The 19,320-nt window shown below is 70.4% G+C and carries 20 protein-coding genes; 13 read left to right on the top strand and 7 right to left on the bottom strand.

All coding sequences use genetic code 11. The features are described 5' to 3' along the window. Positions 1–79: 79 nt before the first annotated feature. Positions 80–2,125 (top strand): HelD family protein, encoded by a 2,046-nt coding sequence (locus ACFY1L_RS22865; RefSeq protein ID WP_388827163.1) that lies wholly within the window; start codon positions 80–82, stop codon positions 2,123–2,125. 44 nt (positions 2,126–2,169) lie between these two features. Here the strand turns inward: ACFY1L_RS22865 and ACFY1L_RS22870 are convergent, their stop codons facing one another. Next, positions 2,170–3,033 carry a nitroreductase/quinone reductase family protein gene (locus tag ACFY1L_RS22870; RefSeq protein WP_388827166.1) on the bottom strand — a complete coding sequence of 288 codons (864 nt, stop codon included), beginning with the start codon at positions 3,031–3,033 and terminating at the stop codon, positions 2,170–2,172. 171 nt (positions 3,034–3,204) lie between these two features. Between ACFY1L_RS22870 and ACFY1L_RS22875 the strand changes: the two genes are divergently transcribed. Beyond that, positions 3,205–3,828: an RraA family protein gene (locus ACFY1L_RS22875; RefSeq protein WP_388827169.1), complete on the top strand. Its 624-nt coding sequence runs from the start codon at positions 3,205–3,207 to the stop codon at positions 3,826–3,828. 11 nt (positions 3,829–3,839) lie between these two features. After that, entirely contained in the window at positions 3,840–4,334 is a 495-nt protein-coding gene (locus ACFY1L_RS22880) for an HAD domain-containing protein (protein ID WP_388827172.1), read from the top strand. Here the strand turns inward: ACFY1L_RS22880 and ACFY1L_RS22885 are convergent. Beyond that, positions 4,309–4,896 (bottom strand): TetR/AcrR family transcriptional regulator, encoded by a 588-nt coding sequence (locus tag ACFY1L_RS22885; RefSeq protein WP_388827175.1) that lies wholly within the window; start codon positions 4,894–4,896, stop codon positions 4,309–4,311. The two genes, ACFY1L_RS22880 and ACFY1L_RS22885, sit on opposite strands and share 26 nt — an antisense overlap. An 87-nt stretch (positions 4,897–4,983) precedes the next feature. Here ACFY1L_RS22885 and ACFY1L_RS22890 point away from each other — a divergent pair, with 87 nt between their 5' ends. From ACFY1L_RS22890 to ACFY1L_RS22900, 3 genes are all read left to right on the top strand, one after another. After that, entirely contained in the window at positions 4,984–5,805 is an 822-nt protein-coding gene (locus ACFY1L_RS22890; protein WP_388827178.1) for an SDR family oxidoreductase, read from the top strand. Between the two features lie 91 nt (positions 5,806–5,896). Next, positions 5,897–6,478: a carboxymuconolactone decarboxylase family protein gene (locus tag ACFY1L_RS22895; protein ID WP_388827181.1), complete on the top strand. Its 582-nt coding sequence runs from the start codon at positions 5,897–5,899 to the stop codon at positions 6,476–6,478. Further along, the gene (locus ACFY1L_RS22900; RefSeq protein WP_388827184.1) at positions 6,475–7,341 is read left to right on the top strand and encodes an RNA polymerase sigma-70 factor; all 867 of its coding nucleotides are present in this window, start codon (positions 6,475–6,477) and stop codon (positions 7,339–7,341) included. Before ACFY1L_RS22895 ends, ACFY1L_RS22900 begins: the two co-directional genes overlap by 4 nt. Here ACFY1L_RS22900 and ACFY1L_RS22905 read toward each other — a convergent pair. Together ACFY1L_RS22905 and ACFY1L_RS22910 are read right to left on the bottom strand one after the other, a co-directional pair. Beyond that, the gene (locus tag ACFY1L_RS22905; protein ID WP_388827186.1) at positions 7,331–7,858 is read right to left on the bottom strand and encodes an ATP-binding protein; all 528 of its coding nucleotides are present in this window, start codon (positions 7,856–7,858) and stop codon (positions 7,331–7,333) included. The genes ACFY1L_RS22900 and ACFY1L_RS22905 overlap by 11 nt on opposite strands. A 26-nt stretch (positions 7,859–7,884) precedes the next feature. Further along, positions 7,885–8,577, bottom strand: coding sequence for a TetR/AcrR family transcriptional regulator (locus tag ACFY1L_RS22910; protein ID WP_388827189.1), 693 nt, complete (start codon positions 8,575–8,577; stop codon positions 7,885–7,887). Positions 8,578–8,630: 53 nt separating this feature from the next. Here ACFY1L_RS22910 and ACFY1L_RS22915 point away from each other — a divergent pair, with 53 nt between their 5' ends. The 4 genes from ACFY1L_RS22915 (at position 8,631) to ACFY1L_RS22930 (ending at position 11,646) form a co-directional block, all read left to right on the top strand. Next, the gene (locus tag ACFY1L_RS22915) at positions 8,631–9,749 is read left to right on the top strand and encodes an FAD-dependent oxidoreductase (protein WP_388827192.1); all 1,119 of its coding nucleotides are present in this window, start codon (positions 8,631–8,633) and stop codon (positions 9,747–9,749) included. 91 nt (positions 9,750–9,840) lie between these two features. Further along, complete coding sequence (locus tag ACFY1L_RS22920) at positions 9,841–10,464, top strand: helix-turn-helix domain-containing protein (RefSeq protein ID WP_388827195.1); 624 nt, start codon at positions 9,841–9,843, stop codon at positions 10,462–10,464. 59 nt (positions 10,465–10,523) lie between these two features. Beyond that, positions 10,524–11,171 carry a hypothetical protein gene (locus ACFY1L_RS22925; protein WP_388827198.1) on the top strand — a complete coding sequence of 216 codons (648 nt, stop codon included), beginning with the start codon at positions 10,524–10,526 and terminating at the stop codon, positions 11,169–11,171. A gap of 142 nt (positions 11,172–11,313) precedes the next feature. Continuing rightward, positions 11,314–11,646, top strand: coding sequence for a DUF2516 family protein (locus tag ACFY1L_RS22930; RefSeq protein ID WP_388827201.1), 333 nt, complete (start codon positions 11,314–11,316; stop codon positions 11,644–11,646). Between the two features lie 27 nt (positions 11,647–11,673). On the opposite strand, the gene ACFY1L_RS22935 is transcribed toward ACFY1L_RS22930, so the two are convergent. From ACFY1L_RS22935 to ACFY1L_RS22945, 3 genes are all read right to left on the bottom strand, one after another. After that, positions 11,674–12,975: a PP2C family protein-serine/threonine phosphatase gene (locus ACFY1L_RS22935; RefSeq protein ID WP_388827204.1), complete on the bottom strand. Its 1,302-nt coding sequence runs from the start codon at positions 12,973–12,975 to the stop codon at positions 11,674–11,676. A gap of 251 nt (positions 12,976–13,226) precedes the next feature. After that, positions 13,227–14,300 (bottom strand): NlpC/P60 family protein, encoded by a 1,074-nt coding sequence (locus ACFY1L_RS22940; RefSeq protein ID WP_388827207.1) that lies wholly within the window; start codon positions 14,298–14,300, stop codon positions 13,227–13,229. Between the two features lie 189 nt (positions 14,301–14,489). Then, positions 14,490–15,308, bottom strand: coding sequence for a class I SAM-dependent methyltransferase (locus ACFY1L_RS22945; protein WP_388827210.1), 819 nt, complete (start codon positions 15,306–15,308; stop codon positions 14,490–14,492). A 383-nt stretch (positions 15,309–15,691) separates the two neighbouring features. On the opposite strand from ACFY1L_RS22945, the gene mshA reads away from it, so the two are divergent. The 3 genes from mshA (at position 15,692) to ACFY1L_RS22960 (ending at position 19,320) form a co-directional block, all read left to right on the top strand. Continuing rightward, the gene (gene mshA, locus ACFY1L_RS22950; RefSeq protein ID WP_388827212.1) at positions 15,692–17,029 is read left to right on the top strand and encodes a D-inositol-3-phosphate glycosyltransferase; all 1,338 of its coding nucleotides are present in this window, start codon (positions 15,692–15,694) and stop codon (positions 17,027–17,029) included. Next, a complete protein-coding gene (locus tag ACFY1L_RS22955; RefSeq protein ID WP_388827215.1) occupies positions 17,022–17,522 on the top strand; it encodes a YbjN domain-containing protein in 501 nt (166 codons plus the stop codon). Before mshA ends, ACFY1L_RS22955 begins: the two co-directional genes overlap by 8 nt. Before the next feature lie 142 nt (positions 17,523–17,664). After that, entirely contained in the window at positions 17,665–19,320 is a 1,656-nt protein-coding gene (locus ACFY1L_RS22960) for a glycosyl hydrolase family 28-related protein (protein ID WP_388827218.1), read from the top strand.

A 19,320-nucleotide genomic window follows, 5' to 3' on the forward strand; every position in this document is an offset into this window, starting at 1 on the left:
GGCCGTACTCGACAAGCCACAGCTCTGAGACTCGGTAAAAGATTTAACCTGGTTACGTTATGTCGGTATGCTCGTCGGCATGACGTCAGCCGACCCCGCCCTGACCGAGTCCCTCCGCACCTCCCTCCATCACGAGCGCACCCACCACGACCGCTGCCGCACCGCCCTCGCCGCCATGGTCGACGGCGCCCAGGAGCAGGTCGTCGTAGGCGAGGACGTCTCCGCCTCCGGGGCCGATGCCGAAGTGCTCGGGTACCAGCTGCGCAGCCAGGCCAAGCACATGCGCGAACTGCCCGAAGGGCCCCTGTTCTTCGGGCGGTTGGACTTCGGGCCGGGCGCCGGCGACCACTCCGGGCAGAGCTACCACATCGGGCGGCTGCGGATCAGCGAGCACCCCGCCGCCCCGCCCCTCGTCGTCGACTGGCGCGCCCCCGTCTCCCGCGCCTTCTACCAGGCGAGCGCCCGCGACCCGCAGGGCGTCAGCGTCCGCCGAAGGTTCGGCTGGGCGGCGGGCAGCCGCGGCCACTCAGCCGATCTCACCGGACTTGAGGACGAGCACCTGGAGAGCGGAGAGTCGCAGGTCAGCGATATCGTCGCGCGCGAGATCGAGCGACCCCGGGTCGGGCCGATGCGGGACATCGCGGCGACCATCCAGCCAGAGCAGGACGATCTCGTACGAGGGGATCTCGGTGTTTCCGTGTGCGTTCAAGGTGCTCCTGGCACCGGCAAGACCGCCGTGGGCCTGCACCGCGCCGCCTTCATCCTCTACACCCACCCGCAGCGCATCAGGCGCGGCGGTCTGCTGATCCTCGGGCCCAACCGGACCTTCCTCTCCTACATCTCCCAGGTGCTCCCGGCCCTCGGCGAGACCGGCGTACGGCAGTCGACCCTGCAGGAGGAGATCGCCGCGCACCCGGTCAGGGGGGTCGACGGGGAGCGGGCCGCCGCGGTCAAGCACGACGCGCGGATGGCGGAGGTGCTGCGCCGTGCGCTGTACGCGCGGGTGTCCGGCAGCGGGGTCGAGGCCGTCGTGGTGCCGGACGATTCGTACCGGTGGCGGGTGGGGGCCGGGGAGCTCCTGCGGATCGTCGAGGGCGTACGGCGTGAGGAGCCGCCGTACGGGATCGGGCGGGAGCGGGTGCGGATGCGGGTCGTGCGGCGCATCCAGGAGCAGGCCGAGCGGCGGGCCGGGACGCAGACGAACGCCTGGGTGCAGAGGATCTCGCGGGCGCGGCCGGTCAGCGCGTACGTCGACGCGGTGTGGCCCCGGGTGCGGCCCGAGGAGGTCGTGTCCCAACTCCTCACCGATTCCGCTGTGTTGGCGGCGGCCGCGGACGGACTGCTGGACGAGGACGAGCAGCGGGCGCTGCTGTGGGCGAAGCCGCCGCGGTCGTGGAAGTCGGCGCGCTGGTCGGCCGCCGATCTGGTGCTCCTCGACGAGGTCGGCGGGTTGATCGAGCACCCCGAGGGGTACGGCCATGTCGTCGTCGACGAGGCGCAGGACCTCTCCCCGATGGAGTGCCGGGCCATCGCCCGCCGGGCGTCCTTCGGCTCGCTCACCGTCCTCGGCGACCTGGCCCAGGGGACCACGCCCTGGGCGGCGCGCTCGTGGGACACGGTCCTGCGGCACCTGGGGAAACCGGACGCGGCCGTCGTGCCGCTGACGACCGGGTTCCGGGTGCCGGAGGCCGTCGTCACGCTCGCCAACCGGCTGCTGGACCGCCTCGACGTCGACGTCCCGGCGGGCCATTCCCTGCGCAGGGACGGGGAGTTGAGGGTGCGCGAGGCGGGAGCCGATCTGCCGGGCGCGGTCGTGGACGCCGTACGCGATGCGCTCGGACGTGAGGGGTCGGTCGGGGTCGTCGCCGCCGATGCCGACGTCGCCGGGGTGGCGGAGGCGCTCGGCGCGGCCGGCATCGCTACCGCCGGACCGGACGACCTGGGCGCCCGCGTGACCTTGGTGCCGGCGACCCTCGTCAAGGGCCTCGAGTACGACCATGTCGTCGCCGTCGAGCCGGCGGCGATCGCGGAGGCGGAGGAGCGCGGGCTGCACCGGCTGTACGTCGTGCTGACCCGGGCGGTGTCGCGGCTGGACGTGGTGCACGGGCGGCCGTTGCCGTTCTAGACCGGCGAACCAGGTCCGGCGACGGCCGCCCGCGGATCAGACGGTCAGGCGGTGGCGTCGAGGAGGGGGATCAACTTCTCCTCCTCGTACGTCAGATGGGCTTCGAGGTCGAGCGTGAGGCGCTCCACCTCGGCGCGTGCCGCGGCCGGGTCCGCGTGCTCGCCGGCCAGCGTGCGGCGCAGTTCCGCCACGAGCCCGGCGATCTCCTCGTGCTCCTCGCTCAGCCGCTTCAGCACCGGAGCCGCCTCGGGGTGACGGTCGGTGAGGAACGGGAACATCATCGTGTCCTCGCCGGTGTGGTGGTTGTGCAACCCCTGGCAGAAGGTGAGGCAGTTGACGCGCAGCTGCGCGCCCAGCGTGCCGTTCCCGGCCGCCATCTCCTTGCGGATCAGGGCGAGTTCGCGGCGGAAGGCGTCGTGGACGACCTTGATCGCCTCGCCCGGCGAGGAGGCGTTGATGTGCCCCGGGCCGCCCTGCGTGCTGTTGTACAGCGCGACCACCGGGATGACCCGCTCGGTCTTCTTCTGGTAGGCCGCCCAGCCCGGCTCGGCCTCCACCGCTCGCGCCCAGGCCTGCTCCCGCTCCTCGCCCTCCAGTACCTCGGCCCGCGCCTGGTATGTGAACACACCGTCCTCGACGGTGACTTGGGGGTGGGCGAGGAGGTTGCCGTACCAGTGGGGGTGCTTGGGTGCGCCGCCCGCCGAGGCGATGACGAGGACGCGGTCGGCGCCGTCGGGGAGGTAGCCGACCGGGGTGGTGTGCGGGGTGCCGGTGCGGGCGCCGGTGGTGGTCAGCAGGAGCAGCCGGCCACCCTCGAAGGGGCCGCCCACGCGGCCGTGGTTGGCGCGGAACTCGTCGATGACCTGTTGGTTGAAGTCGATGAACTTCTGCTTGTCGTCGTTGGGCATTCTCTGCTTTCTCTGTCGCTGGTTTCCGTCGATCCGGAAGTGGATGTGGAAGGCGCAGAGAAAGTGGCGGACCTCTTGCCCACCGCGACCTCACTCAGAGGCCGGGCACCCAACTCGCTCACGGCACAAGGCCGACCCGGCAGTCATGGAAGGGACGGTAGCGTCCGGCGCATGACTGACACCATCGAATTCCAGGCCGTCCCGACCACCACCCTCGCCGACCTCCTCGGCCGCGGGCAGGTCATGGACATCGGAATCCGCCCGCTGTGGGGGCCGTCCGAACGGGTCGCCGGTCCCGCCTTCACCGTGCGGTGCCCTCCCGGCGACAACCTCATGCTCCACGCCGCCATCCACCGCGCCGAGCCCGGCTCGGTCGTCGTCGTGGAGTCGGGAGACCTGGACTGGGCGCTGGCGGGCGGCAACGTCTGCGCGGTCGCCCAGCGCCGCGGCGTCGCCGCCTTCGTCCTGGACGGGCTGATCCGCGACCTCGCCGAGGTGCGGGAGCTGCGCTTCCCGGTGTTCGCCCGCGGGGTCATCCCGATCCCGGGCGCCAAGTCGGCCGCAGCACCGCTGGGTGAGCCCGTGACCTGCGGTGGCGTACGGGTCGAGGCCGGTGACATCGTCGTGGCCGACGAGGAGGGCGTCGTCGCCGTGCCCGCCGCCCGCCGCGCCGAGGTGCTCACGGCGGCCCGGGCCAGGCTCGCGAAGGAGGCCGCCGATTCGCTGGACGCGTGGGAGGAGGCGCACCGGGCGCGCATCGACAGGATCCTGGCGGAGCAGGGGTATAAGGGCTGATCCTGTCCCTGATGCTTCTCTTCCTCGACGTCGACGGAACGCTGCTCCCCTTCGGGGCGGCGCGTCCGTACGCGTCGTACGAGGCACGTTTCGCGTTGCCGGAGGCGGCCGCCGACCATCCGCTGCTGAGCCGGGTCGATCCCGAGCTCGGCGGGCGGCTCACGGAGCTGGGCTGCGAGCTGGTGTGGGCGACGACCTGGATGGACGACGCGAACGCGTGCCTCGCGCCCTGGCTCGGGCTGCCCTCGCTGCCGCTGGTGGACTGGCCGGACGAGGACGAACTGCCGGCGCCGCTGCACTGGAAGACCCGGCCGCTCGTGGCGTGGGCGGACAGGCGCCCGTTCGTCTGGGTCGACGACGAGATCACCGGCGCCGACCGCACCTGGGTCGCCGCGCACCATCCGGCGCCCGCGCTGCTGCACCGCGTCGACCACCGGTACGGGCTCACCGAGCGGGACTTCTCGGTCGTGGCGCAGTGGCTCAGAGAGAGTCGAGCCACGCGGTGAGGCGGGCGCCCTCGCGGACCGTCACATCCGGGTCGCGCAGGGCGTTGGTGAGCAGCGACATGCCCTGGTACGCGCCCACCAGCGTCAGCGCGAGGCCGTCCGGCTCGGGCAGGCCCAGCTCGCGGAACTGGCCTTCCACCCACTCCAGCAGCAGGCGGATCACCTTGCCGGCCTCCGCGTCGAGGCCGCCGTCTGCCGAGCGCTTGCCGAGTTCGGCGGCGAGGGTGCCGGTCGGACAGCCGTAGCGCGCGGCGAGATCGCGCTGCTCGACCCAGCCGCGCACCAGGGCCTTCAGGCGCTCGCGCGGGTCCGGGAGCCGGTCCAACTCGGCGGTGATCCGCTCCAGTTGGCCCGTGTGCTCGGCGAGCGCGGCCGCGACCAGGTCGTCCTTGGTCTTGAAGTAGTAGTAGACGTTCCCGGTGGGGACGCTGGCCGCCCGCGCTATGTCGGCGATGGTGGTGCGCTCGACGCCCTGCCGGTGCACGACGTCGGCGGCCGCGCTCATCAGGCGCCGCCGCTTGTCCCCGGCGCTCCTGGCTCTCGCACTCTGTGAGTCAGTCACCCGACTCACTATACGGCTGACCAAGCGACGCGGCCCGTGCTAGCGTACTATTTAGTTAGTCAACTGACTCACAACTGGGAGTACGTCATGTTCGTCGTCACGGGTGCCACGGGAAACGTCGGCCGGACCGTCGTACGACTGCTGACCGGGGCCGGTGTAGGGGTCACCGCGGTGGCCCGGCGGATCACCGAGGCGGATGTCCCGGCCGGTGTGCGGGCGGTCGCGGCCGATCTGGGGGACGCCGAGAGCCTGCGGCCCGCCTTCGAGGGGGCGCGGGCGGTGTTCCTGCTGGTCGCCGGGGAAGATCCGCACGGGATCGTCGGGGCGGCCAAGGCGGCCGGAGTCCGCAGGCTCGTGCTGCTGTCCAGCCAGGGCGCCGGGACCCGGCCGGAGGCCTATCGGCACGCGGGGGAGTTCGAGGCGGCCGTACGGGGATCGGGCCTGGAGTGGACCGTCCTGCGCTCCGGCGGCCTCGCCTCCAACGCCTTCGCCTGGGCCGAGCCGATCCGCCTCCACCGCACCGCCGCCGCGCCCTTCGCGGACGTACCCCTGCCCTTCGTCGACCCGGACGACGTGGCCGCGGTGGGCGCCGCCGTCCTGCGCGAACCGGGGCACACCGGCGTGACGTACACGCTGACGGGTCCGGCCCCGACCACCCCGCGCGAGCGGGCGGACGCCATCGGCGATGCCCTGGGCGAACGGATCCGCTTCGTCGAACAGACCCGCGCGGAGGCCCACGCCCAGATGTCCGGCTTCATGCCCCTCCCGGTCGTCGAGGGCACCCTCTCGGTCCTGGGCGAGCCGACGGCCGAGGAGCGGCGCGTCAGTCCCGACGTGGCACACGTCCTGGGCCGCGCACCCCATGCCTTCGCCGAGTGGGCCGCACGGAATGCCGAGACGTTCCGGTGAGCCGACGGCGAGTGGCGGGGCCGGGTGTCACATCCGCGGGGCGGCCGGTGTCTTCATGGCACACACTCGGACAGCCAAGGAGAAGGACATCATGGCGCTACGTGTTCCGAAGGCCGAGCTCCCCGCCGAGCTCCGCGACCTCATGACCAAGCAGCTCGGTGCCGTGCCCGAGCCCGTCGAAGTGCTGTGGAACAACCCCCGACTGGCGGTGGCCAACCAGGAGTTCTCGGCCAGGGCGGCCGAGTGGGACGCGGCCGACGCGAGCCTGAAGACGTTCGCGCACATGGCCGTCGCGGCCCGGATCGGCTGCAGCTGGTGCCTCGACATCAACTACTTCCTCGCCCTGAACCAGAACCTGGACCCGGCCAGGGCGAGCCAGGTGCCGCGCTGGCGGCAGTCGGAGGTGTTCACGCCGCTGGAGCGGGACGTCCTCGAGTACGCCGAGGCCATGACCGACACCCCGACGACCGTCACCGACGAACTGTCCGCGCGTCTGCTCGACGAGCTCGGCCCCGCGGCACTCGTCGAACTCACCGTGTACATAGGCCTCGCCAACCTGGCGGCCAGGTGCAACACGGCCCACGGCATCACCTCGCAGGGCTACTCCGACGCCTGCGAGATCCCGCTGGCGGCGCGCCCCGAGGCCCCCGGCGTCGGGTCGTCGGCGGCATGACCGAGGACCCGTTCGTCGCCCATCGCAGCCTGCTGTTCACGGTCGCCTACGAGATGCTCGGCTCGGCGGCCGACGCGGAGGACGTACTGCAGGAGTCCTGGCTGCGATGGGCCGACGTCGACCGCGCCCAGGTGCGCGACCCGCGGGCGTATCTCGTACGGCTCGTCACCCGGCAGGCGCTCAACCGCCTGCGCACGCTGTCGCGCCGCCGTGAGGAGTACGTCGGCGAGTGGCTCCCGGAACCCCTGCTGACCAGCCCTGATGTCGCCGAGGACGTCGAACTGGCGGAGAGCGTCTCGATCGCGATGCTGACCGTGCTGGAAACGCTCGGGCCGACGGAGCGGGCGGTGTTCGTACTCCGCGAGGTCTTCGAGATGCCGTACGGCGACATCGCCGAGGCGACGGGGAAGCCCGCGGCCACGGTGCGGCAGATCGCCCGCCGGGCCCGCGAGCACGTGGCGGCCCGGCGGCCGCGGGTGCGGGTGAGCCGGTCGGAGCAGCAGGCCGTGGTGGAGCGCTTCCTGCTGGCGCTGCGCACCGGGCGGTTGCAGGAGCTGATGGAGGTCATGGCACCGGACGTGGTCCTGATCACCGACGGCGGCGGCATCGTGACCGCGGCTCTGGCGCCGATCCACGGGGCCGACGTGGTGGCGGAGATCCTCGCCCGCGCGAACCGCGTGGTGACCGACCTCGAGACGACCGCCGTATGGCTCAACGGCGAGCCCGCGGGCCGTATCGACATGGACGGCGAGCCGGCCGCGGTGAGCCTCGTCGTGGACGGCGGGCGGGTCACCCGCATCTACGTGGTGAGGAACCCCCGGAAACTGACGCGACTGGAGGAACCGGCGGAACTCAGGCGGTAGTTCCGACGGCCTCCGCGATCTGCAGGGCGGCCTGGGCGGGCGTGAGGTGCGTGGTGTCGACGACCTCGGCCTCGCCGTGCAGCCAGGTGCGGGCCGCCTCGGCGTAGGGCTCGAGGTATTTGAGGCGGAACGGGGAGGGGCCAAGAACCGTGTCCCCCTCGATGCGCCCGCGGAGGGTGTCCTGGTCGGCGTGGAGGACGAAGTGCCGTACCGGAATGGCATGTTGGGCAAGGCCCGTGCTGATCTCGCGCCAGTACTGCTCGACCAGGACAGTCATGGGGATCACCAGCGTGCCGCCGGTGTAGTCGAGCACATGGCGGGCGGTCTCGACGACCAGCGGCCGCCACGGCGGCCAGTGCTGGAAGTTGTCCGTCCCGGGCAGCCCCGGCGTGATGTCCTTGAGCGTCTCGCCGACCTTCTCGGCGTCGAACACCCGTGAGTCCGGGATCAGTTGCTGCACGAGTGGACTGGTCGTCGTCTTGCCTGCGCCGTGGGTGCCGTTGATCCATACGATCATGGGACCCAACGCTAGCGGCGTGAGCGTCACGCCGGCGGTCGGGTGAGTTTGGCGGCCACGGCGTCGAGGACCCAGTCAAGGCCGGTTGCGAAGGATGTCTCGGCGTCCACGTCCGTGCCGTCGTACACGGCCTTGGCCAGCGCCGGGAAGCGGCCCGTGGCCAACATGCTCGTCACATGCGGGCCGTGGGCGCGCTGCCAGTCGTGCTTGGACAGGCCCGTGGCGCGCTCGGCCCGCACGTTCGCGATCTCACGCCTGATCGCGCCGATGAAGTAGGCGCTGACGGTCTCCACGGCACGCATGACGGTGTCGACATCGGCGAGGTCGTCGAGGGCGGACAGCGTGGCCTCGGTCAACGCGAGGCCGTTCGGGCCCAGGGCCGGGCGGCCGCCGAGCAGGTCGGCGAGCCATTCGTGACGGAGAGCGGCCTGTCTGGTGCGATGGGCGAGGGCGCGCAGCGCCTCCCGCCAGTCACCGGGCTGCTCCTCGGGGAGGATCTCGGCCTGGACCTCGTCCACCATGAGGTCGAACAGCTCCTCCTTGGTGGAGATGTATCTGTACAGCCGCATCGGGCCGGCATCCAGGCGGGCGGCGACCTTGCGCACGGACACCGCCTCCAGCCCGCCCTCGTCGGCCAGCGCGATGGCGGCGGCGACGATCCGCTCCCGGTCGAGCGGCACGGGTTGAGTCGGCGGCTCCGGCCGGTCCCACACAGTCATGGTCACACCGTACCGTTGCGATGCATCGCACTGAGTCAATACAGTGTATCGACATGAGACATCGCATCGCAGTGGTCGGGAGCGGCCCTGCGGGCCTTACCTTCGCCCGCGTCCTGCACCGCCATGATCACCCCGTCACCGTCCTCGAACGCGATCCCGCCCCCGACGCCCGCCCCCCGGGCGGCACGCTGGACCTGCACGAGGGGCTGGGCCAGCTCGCACTGGACAAGGCGGGGCTGCTGGCGGAGTTCCAGGCGTTGTCCCGTCCCGAGGGGCAGGCCATGCGCATCCTGGACACGGACGGCACCGTCCTGCGCGACTGGCGACCCCGTCCAGATGACCGGGCCAATCCCGAGATCGACCGCAGGCAACTCCGTGACCTGCTGCTCGGCCCTCTCGACGTCCGGTGGGGCCGGGGCGTGACGCAGGTGGAGCCGGGGACCCGGGATGGCGTACGGGTCCATTTCGCGGACGGGCGACAGGAGACGTTCGACCTCGTGGTCGGCGCGGACGGCGCCTGGTCCCGGGTCCGCCCGGCAGTCTCGTCGGTGACGCCGCACTACACCGGCGTCACCTCGATCGAGACCTCCCTCGACGACGTCGACACCCGCCACCCCGACCTCGCCCGGTTGATCGGCGACGGTTCCATGGCTGTGTACGGCGTGAACCGAAGCCTCGTCGCCCAGCGCAACAGCGGCGGCCACGTGAAGGTGTACACCAAATTCCGCGCGCCGCTGGACTGGCACACGAACCTGGACCTGGCCGACGTAGCGGCCGTGCGATCGAGTCTGTCGGCGCTGTTCGACGGCTGGGCCGCTCCCGTCCTCGACCTTCTGCGGCACGGCACCGCTTTCGTCCACCGCCCCTTCTACGTCCTGCCCGTGTCCCACACCTGGACCCATGTCTTCGGGGTGACGCTGCTGGGCGACGCCGCCCATCTGATGCCCCCGTTGGGGGCGGGCGCGAACCTCGCGATGCTGGATGGCGCCGAACTCGCCGAGTCCATCGCCACCGGCCATGGAGATCCGGACGAGGCCGTCCGCGCCTTCGAGGAACGGATGTGGGCGCGGGCGGGCAGGTGGGCGAAGATCACGACGGCCGGTCTGGAACGCCTCGTGAGCCCGGACCCCGCCGAAGCCCTCGCCCTCTTCGACCAGGTCCAGCCAAGCTGACTGCCAAGTGTCCGCACCCGTCCGAGTGGCGTGGCGCACTTTTGCAAGCGGGTGCTTGCAATAGTTAGCGGGGGTGGTGCAAGGTGGAGGCATGGCATCGCTCAACGTCGGCAATCTCGGCGAGTACCTGCGTGAACAGCGGCGCACCGCGCAGCTGTCGCTCAGGCAGCTCGCCGACGCCGCCGGGGTGTCCAATCCGTATCTGAGCCAGATCGAGCGCGGGCTGCGCAAGCCGAGCGCGGAGGTGCTGCAGCAGGTCGCCAAGGCGCTGCGGATCTCCGCCGAGACGCTGTACGTGCGCGCCGGCATCCTCGACGCCGAGCGGGACCGGGACGAGGTGGAGACGCGCGCCGTCATCCTCGCCGATCCCACGCTGAACGAGCGGCAGAAGCAGGTGCTGCTCCAGATCTACGAGTCCTTCCGCAAGGAGAACGGATTCGGGATCGCCACGGCGGACGAGGCGACCGACCTGGCCCCGGAGGACGGCGAGGTGGTCCTGACCGCCGAGCCCAGCCCGGGCGCGACGGATGCGCAGGACGAGCCGGACACCGACACCGCGATACGCCGCACCCGCAAGGGCGACGGCGAGCAGACCGGCGAGCGCCGAACCCGCAAGACCCGCACGGCCGGCGGACGCAAGTCCGCCACGCGCCGCACCCGCACGTCCGACGGCAGTGACGCCGAACCGCACGACCCGCAGCAGCCCGCCAGTTGACCGGGCCGTCCGCGGTAACCAAAACCCTCAGCTGCAAGCGATCCGGGAGGACCATCACCATGGCCATCACCGACGACCTCCGCAAGACCCTCAGCGACCCGACGCCGCTCTACTTCGCCGCCGGCACCGCCGACCTGGCCTTCCAGCAGGCCAAGAAGGTGCCCGGCATCGTGGAGCAGCTGCGCGCCGAGGCCCCGGCCCGTATCGAGGCCGTCCGCAACACCGACCCGAAGTCCGTCCAGGAGAAGGCTCAGGCCCGCGCCAAGGAGGCTCAGGCCCGCGTCAAGGAGACGCAGGAGTCCCTCCAGGCCAAGGTCACCGAGTTCCTGGCGACCGTCGACGGTGACATCAAGAAGCTCGGCGCCACCATCGACGCCGACCTGAAGAAGTTCGGCGAGTCCGCCCAGGACTTCGCGCTGCGCGGTGTCGGCGTCGCCGCCGAGTACGCCGTCAAGGCCCGTGAGACCTACGAGAAGGTCGCCGAGCACGGCGAGCAGGCCGTGAAGACCTGGCGCGGCGAGGCCGCCGAGGAGATCGAGGAGCTCGCCGTCGCCGTCGAGCCCAAGGCCGAGCCGGTCGAGGTCAAGGAGGAGGCCAAGCCCGCCGAGGCCAAGGCCGAGCCCGCCCCGGCGAAGAAGACCGCCGCCAAGAAGGCGCCGGCCCGCAAGACCACCACCGCCAAGAAGACGACGCCGCCCGCCAAGTGACACGGAAGTGACACGAACGGGTGATCGGTAACGGGTCGGGCACTCCTTGGGTGCCCGGCCCGTTCTCCGTGTAGCGGTCCGGCCGGAACGGGTACGGTGACCGCGTAAGGACAAGCCGAGTCTGGTGGTGGACGTTGTGCTGATGCAGGGGTTCGCAGGGTTCATGTGGCTGCTGAGTGTGGCCCTGATCCTTTTCAGCGGCTTCGCGTTGATCGACGCCGCCACACGTCACGAGGACGCCTACCGCGCGGCCAGCAAGCAGACCAAGCCCTTCTGGCTGATCATCCTCGGCATCGCCTTCGTGGTGAACCTGATCTTCAACATCCTGTCGTTCCTGCCGGTCATCGGCCTGGTCGCAACCATCGTGTACATGGTCGACGTACGACCCGCATTGCGAGGCCTGCCCGGCGGCGGCCGCAGCCGCAGAGGTTCGAGCAGCGACGGTCCTTACGGCCCGTACAACGGAGGGCGCTGACGAGCGCCCCTTTCCCGGCCGCGGGCGTTACGTCACCCGATCCAGCAACAGCACCGCAACGTCATCCGTCAGCTCGCCCCCATTGAGCTGACGGACCTCGTTCACCGCAGCCCGCAGCAGAGCCTCCCCCTGCAACCCCTCGGACAGCTGCCGCCGCACCAGCTCCACCATGCCGTCCTGCCCGAGCCGCTCCAGCCCCGCACCGATGCGCCCCTCGATCAGCCCGTCGGTGTAGAGCATCAGACTCCACTCCCGCCCCAGCTCCACCTGCATCCGAGGCCATCGGGCCCCCGGCAGCAGCCCGAGGGCGGGCCCGTTGTTGTCGTACGGCAGCAACTCCGCCGTCCGACCGGGCCGGGCGACCAGCGGCGACGGATGCCCGGCAAGACAAAGGCCCGCTCGGCGGCCGTCCGGCGAGATGTCCACCGTGCACAAGGTCGCGAAGATCTCGTCGTCGGCCCGCTCATGCTCCAGCACCTGCTGCAGCGTCCCGAGCAGCTCGTCCCCGCACAGCCCCGCGAGCGTCAGCGCCCGCCAGGCGATCCGCAGTTCCACACCCAGCGCGGCCTCATCCGGGCCGTGCCCGCAGACGTCACCGATCATGGCGTGCACGGTCCCGTCCGGGGTCCGTACGACGTCGTAGAAGTCACCGCCGAGCAGCGCACGCGACCGCCCCGGCCGGTACCGCGCGGCGAACCGCAGCGACGACCCCTCCAGCAGTGGCGTCGGCAGGAGCCCCCGCTCCAGTCGGCGGTTCTCCTGCGCCAGCACCCGCCCCTCGGCAAGCCGCCGTTCCGCCGTGTCGGAACGTTTCCTCTCCACGGCGTAGCGGATCGCACGGCTCAGCAACCGCCCGTCCAGCTCGTCCCGGAAGAGATAGTCCTGGGCGCCCACACGCACCGCTTCGGCACCGCGCTCGGCGTCCCCGGACGGGGCGAGCGCGAGCACGGCGTGCCGCGGCGCGAGCTCCAGTACGTGCTTCAGTACGGCGAGCTCGTCCTCGTCGTCCGACCGGCCGGGCGCGGGCAGCGCCAGGTCCAGCAGGATGCAGTGGACGTCGTCGGTCAGCAGCCGCGCGGCCTCGGTGAGGTTGCGGGCGGTGCGGACGCGGATCGGCTTGCCGGCCGAGTCCTGCAGTTCGGGCACGACCGTCGAGCCACCCGGATCGTCCTCGATCAGGAGCAGCGTCAGGTTGGTGGCGGCGTTGTTGTCGACCTTGGCTTCCTTGCTCGGGGTCGCTTCCTTGGAGGTGCCGCCTCGGTGCGCGGCCGGCGCCTGACCACTCTCCGCGGCCGGGATCGCTCGTTGCCGCGGTATGGGTACGGGCATCGTGTTGAGTTCCTTCCCTCCCCCCGAGGGCGCGGTGGAGCAAGGGCCTCGATCCACCGACGGGGACCATAGCGGGTGCCGGTGCCGTAAAGGAATGGTGTGAGACACGCTGCTTGGTGACGCGCCAGAGTCATATGCCGCGATCTGTACCGCAGTTGGACACCTGGGGCCCCTGGTGGGAATGACGAACATCACGTCAGCCGGACGTTTGCCGAACTCCCCGGCGTGCAGTGGGTCACGTGACCGGAGTCTCAGGCATCCGGCCGTACGACCCCGAGGATCGGCATGGACCCCGCACCCGTGATGGTCACCGTCCGCCCAGGTCGCGGGGCATGAACGATCGCACCGTCGCCGATGTACATCCCGACATGGCTGGCGTCGTCGAAGTAAATGATCAGGTCGCCGGGCCGCATGTCCTTGATGTCGACGTGCTTCAGCTGCTTCCACTGCTCCTGCGAGGTACGCGGAATGCCGTGCCCGGCGTTCAGCCAGGCCTGTGAGGTCAGCCCCGAGCAGTCGAACGTGTCAGGCCCCTCGGCCCCCCACTCATAAGCCTTGCCGATCTGCTTCGTGGCGAACTCGACGGCCTTCTTGCCCTGTTCAGAAGCCTTTGCGCTGATTTCGTCCAGTATCCCGGAGTCGAGCCAGGCGGTCTGCGCCTTGAGCGCGGCCTCCTGCTCCAGCTTGGCGAGGCGCTCCTTCTCCTCTTTCTCCAGCTGGGACTCGAGCTTCTCGGCCGCCGCGATCTGCTTCTTGATCTTCTTGCGAGCCGCTTCCTTGGCCTTGCGATTGGCCTCCAGCTTCTGCCACTGGTCGGAGGCATCGGCGGCGTATTGCTTCAAGTCCTCCTGGGTGCGGGTCATTTCCGCGATCAGACCCTTGGTGGCCCGCTGCCCCTGCAGCACCCGCCCCGCCCCGTTGAGAAACTCCTGCGGATCGTCGCTCAGCAGCAACTGAGCCTCGTCCGGCAGCCCGCCACTCCGATACTGGGCAGCAGCAGCCGCACCGGCCCGATCCTTCAACTCATCGAGCTTCTTCTGCCCCTTGACGATCTTCTTGGCCAGATCGACGATCGCGGCGGACTGCTTCTCGGCCTTCTCCTCGGCGGCGTTGTAAGAATCAGTGGCCACCGCGGCATCGTGATAGAGCTCGTCGAGCTTCTCGCGAACGGCCTCAAGGTCCTTGCCGGATCCGCCGGTCGGGGAAGCGCTCGCGGACGGAGTGGGATCCGGACTCGCAAAGGCCGTGCCAGGGGCCGCCAGTACGGTAACCGCGCAGACCACGGTCACGGCCGTAGCGATCAGGCCGCGCTTGCCCGCACCCATGCCACTTCCCCCAAACCTGATTTACCGTCAGTAACTTACGACGCCTGGGGGATCGTGCCACGTCGACGCGCAAAGCAACAGAGGCAGTGCCAGAGGCACCGCAACCCCGTCCTTCCCCCTTTTCCCTCCCCGCCATGACGATCTCCCCGCCTTTGTGACGAACGACTCGCGGCGTTCGTTCCCCGCAGGTCAGAAGAGGGGACGCGGCGCCAACGCCTCCCACGCCACGGTCACTTCACCCTGCCGCCACCGCTCCACCCCGTCCACCACGGGCCAGTCGACAGCCAGATCCCGCACCGCACGAATCCAACGCTGCCGGGCGCCATAAGAGGCATAGGGCGCGGCGGCGGCCCAGGCCCGATCGAAGTCACGCAAAAAGGCATGCACAGGTTCACCCGGAACATTCCGATGAATGAGCGCCTTCGGCAGCCGCTCGGCAAGATCCGAAGGCCGCTCCAACGACCCGAGCCGCGCAGCAAAAGTGACGGTCCGCGCCCCCTCCGGCCCCAGCGCAACCCACACATGCCGCCGCCCGACCTCATCACAGGTCCCCTCGACCAGCAGCCCACCCCGGGAGCACTCACTCGCAGGCGCCAACCGCGCACACAGCCGCTCCCACACAGCGGCAACCTCGGACTCGTCGTACTGACGCAGAACATTGGCCGCACGAACGAGGTACGGCCGCTCAGGAATCGGAATCTCGAACCCACCGTGCCGAAAGACAAGCCCATCGCACTCGTACGGCTTCGCGGCGGAAACCCTGGCCGGTTCGATCTCGACCCCGACCACACGCACAAGCGGCGCTGCCGTACGAAGCCGCCCAAGCAGTTCAACGGCAGTCCAGGGCGCGGCCCCGTACCCGAGATCGACGGCGACAGGATCAACAGCACGGCGCAACTCGGCGCCATGCACGGCAGCGATCCACCGATCCATGCGGCGCAGGCGGTTGGGATTAGTGGTGCCCCGCGTAACCGTGCCCACAGGACGGGAGGCAGCGCGGGAGGTCATGCCTACGAGGGTATGCGCCGCACGACCCGCACCCGCCCACGGCGGAAAGGGGACGTGCCGGGGGGTGTCCGCCCGCAGCGGCGGGCGTCCACCGCCGAGCACAGCCCCACCACACAGCAACCGCCCGACCGAGGACGGACACCCCCCGGCGCGGCCCCGACCCCAGACGCACGGGCAGGCGCTACACGCACCCCCACCGAACCCGCAGATGCGCCGCAGGCATCCACAACGCACCCACGGCCCGAACAGTTGACCGAGAATCGGTAATGCCTGGGCAAAATCCCCCACCCCCGGAATGGGAACCCCATCCTCCGGCGTTGCACCCCCTTGGAGGCCGCCCCACACCCTCCGCCCAGGCATGCCCGCACAAGGAGGAACGCCACGTGAGCCAGTACGTCAGCAGGCTCGGGCGTCGCTCCCAGGCGGCACCCACGAGGCTCAGGCTCCACCGCCGCCCCCGCCGCGTAGCCATGCTCTCCGTACACACCTCCCCGCTCCACCAGCCCGGCACCGGCGACGCAGGCGGCATGAACGTCTACATCGTTGAGCTGGCGCAGCGCCTCGCCGCGATCAACATCGAGGTCGAGATCTTCACGCGCGCGACCACGGCGGCACTCCCACCCACCGTAGAACTGGCCCCCGGCGTCCTCGTCCGCCACGTGGACGCAGGCCCCTACGAGGGCCTGGCCAAGGAGGACCTCCCCGCCCAGCTCTGCGCCTTCACCCACGGCGTGATGCAGGCCTGGGCAGGCCACCGCCCCGGCTACTACGACCTGGTCCACTCCCACTACTGGCTCTCCGGCCACGTCGGCTGGCTGGCAGCCCAACGCTGGGGCGCCCCCCTGGTGCACGCCATGCACACCATGGCGAAGGTCAAGAACGCCAACCTCGCCGACGGCGACACCCCGGAACCCGCAGCCCGAGTCATCGGCGAGACCCAGATCGTCGCAGCAGCGGACCGCCTCATCGCCAACACCTCCGAAGAGGCCGACGAACTCGTACGGCACTACAGCGCCGACCCCGACAAGGTCGCAGTAGTCCACCCCGGCGTAAACCTCGACCGCTTCCGCCCGGCAGACGGCCGCGCAGCAGCCCGCGCCCGCCTGGACCTCCCGCAGGACGCCCTGGTCCCGCTCTTCGCCGGCCGCATCCAGCCCCTCAAGGCCCCGGACATCCTCCTGCGCGCGGTGGCCGTCCTCCTGGACACCCGCCCCGAACTCCGCTCCCGCATCGTCGTCCCGATCGTCGGCGGCCCCAGCGGCAGCGGCCTGGCAAAACCGGAAGGCCTCCAGAAACTGGCCGCCCGCCTGGGCATCGCAGACGTGGTCCGCTTCCACCCACCGGTGGACCAGAACCAACTGGCGGACTGGTTCCGAGCAGCCTCCCTCCTCGTCATGCCCTCGTACAGCGAGTCCTTCGGCCTGGTCGCCATAGAGGCACAAGCAGCCGGCACCCCCGTCCTCGCGGCAGCGGTAGGCGGCCTCCCCGTGGCCGTACGCGAAGGCCGGACAGGTTTCCTCGTACGTGGCCACAACCCGGCCGACTACGCGCGCGTACTCAGCGATTTCGCCGACGACAACACGCTCCCGTCCAGCATGGGCGCGGCAGCCGCCCGCCACGCGCAGTCCTTCGGCTGGGACACCGCGGCCGCCGCGACGGCGGACGTCTACACGGCAGCGATGCAGTCGTATCGCCGTCGCGTACGCTCCCACCATGGGTGACGCAGACAAGACAGCGCAGGTGATCGAGGCCGCCCTCAAGGACGCGGAGCTCGAGTGGGAGAGCCCCGCACCTGGCAACTACGTGGTGAAACTCCCCGGCACGCGCAAACTCTCGACGACGGTGTCACTCCTCGTCGGCCGCCACTCCCTCTCGCTCAACGCCTTCGTCATCCGCCACCCCGACGAGAACGAGCCCGGTGTCCACCGCTGGCTCCTGGAACGCAACCTCAAGCTGTACGGCGTGAGTTACGCGGTCGACCAGCTCGGCGACATCTACGTCACCGGCAAGCTCCCGTTGTCCGCCGTGACCCCCGACGAGATCGACCGCATCCTCGGCCAGGTCCTGGAGGCGGCGGACGGCAGCTTCAACACGCTCCTGGAGCTGGGCTTCGCGTCCGCGATCCGCAAGGAGTACGAGTGGCGCACGGCCCGCGGCGAATCCACTCGAAACCTCGATGCGTTCATGCATCTGATCCAGCGCCCCGCAAACTGAACCGAGCCACAACCCAAACCCACCCCTGACCAACCCCTGCGCGAACCCTTCCCGCATCGGGATTCCCGTGGCATGCTCACGCCCGACGCAGATCTGAACGTCGTTCACATCCATGAAAGTCGCCATGGAAGGACGCACGTACATGAGCAACGCGCACCACGACCTCACCAGACGCACCCTGCTCGCCGGAGCCACGGCCGTCGCACTCGGCGCGGCGACGGGTACGGCACGCGCGACCACCTCCGAAGTCCCGTCCCTCTGGCGGGAGTTCACCCGCACCCCCTTCACCCACCCCCAGATCCCGTACGTCGGCCGAGCCGGCTGCCGCCGCGGGGCGGCGCGCTTCCCCCGCCGCCCCGTAGTGGCCGACGTACGGGACTACGGCGCCGTGGCGGACGGCACGACCGACTGCGCCCCCGCGATCAACCGTGCCGTCGCTGCCGCCGGAAGGGCCGGCGGCGGCACGGTCACCATCCCGCCCGGCACCTTCCGCATCGAGGGCCTGATCCACATTGGCCACGACGGCGTAGTGCTGCGCGGCGCCGGCAGCGGCCGTACGACGCTGTATGCGACGAAGAGCCTCACCGAACTGATCGGCGTGTACGGCTCCCGCTACGGCGGCACGAAATCGGCCTGGTCCTGGGCCGGCGGCCTCATCTGGCTGGCACCGAAGGCCCGTTGGGACTCACTCGTCGCAGCCATCAAGGCGCAGACGTGGCCCTTCGAGGGCTGGACGGGCAACAAGCGGGACGAGTGGGAGCTCCTGACGGCCGTCGAACCGGCCCGACAGGGCTCATGGACGGTGACGGTCGCCGACACGACCCACCTGACCCCCGGCCGCCTTGTCCTCCTCCGCATCGCGGACGACCCGTCCCACACCCTCCTCCAGCACATGTCCGGCGGCGGCCCGGGCCCGGCGTCGTACCACTGGGAGGACAAGACCAAGCTGCTGAGCTACGTCCCCTACGAATGGCCCGTCCGCATCGCCCACGTCCGCGGCCGCAGAGTCACCCTGGAACGCCCGCTCCCACTGGACCTGCGCCCCGAATGGAACGCTCAATTCACCACGCACGTAAGGGAGTTGACAGGGGCAGGCGTAGAAGGCCTCACCCTGGAAGTGATGGAGACCCCCCAGTCCCCGCACCTCCTCGACAAGGGCTACAACGGCGTCGTACTCCAATGCACCTACGACTGCTGGGCGGACGACGTGACGGTCCGCAACGTCGACAACGGCTTCGGTCTGGTCGCCGCGTCGTCCTGCACCCTGCGCCGCACCCGGGTCGGCGGCCGCGGCGAGCACCATCCCTACTTCTGCCGCGAGGGATCGCACGACAACCTGATCGAGGACTTCACGATCGAACAGCGCACGGTCCCGGCCCCCGCCGACACCCAACTCCACGGCATCAACGTCGAAGGGCTCTCCTCCCACAACGTCTGGTCACGCGGCGAGATGCAGATGGGCACCTTCGACAGCCACCGCGGCCTGCCCTTCGCCAACGTACGCACCGACATCACGGTCAACAACAACGGCCGCCACGGCGGCGACGCGAACGCCGGCCCGCTCTTCGGCGCCCGTTTCACGCACTGGAACGTCCGCGTGACCAACGGCAGGGCGGGCCTGATGAAGCTCGACGGCCTCGCCCCGTACTCCGCGACGGTCGGCCTCAACACCGTCACGGAGTTCGACCAGACCGACGTCCCCGACTTCACCGGCGACCTGCACACACGCCTCGAGCTGTATCCCACGACGGATGCGGTACGGCCGCGGAACCTGTACGAGGCGCAACGGGAGCTGTGA

The organism is Streptomyces sp. NPDC001663, assembly GCF_042893105.1.
Lineage (GTDB): Bacteria > Actinomycetota > Actinomycetes > Streptomycetales > Streptomycetaceae > Streptomyces.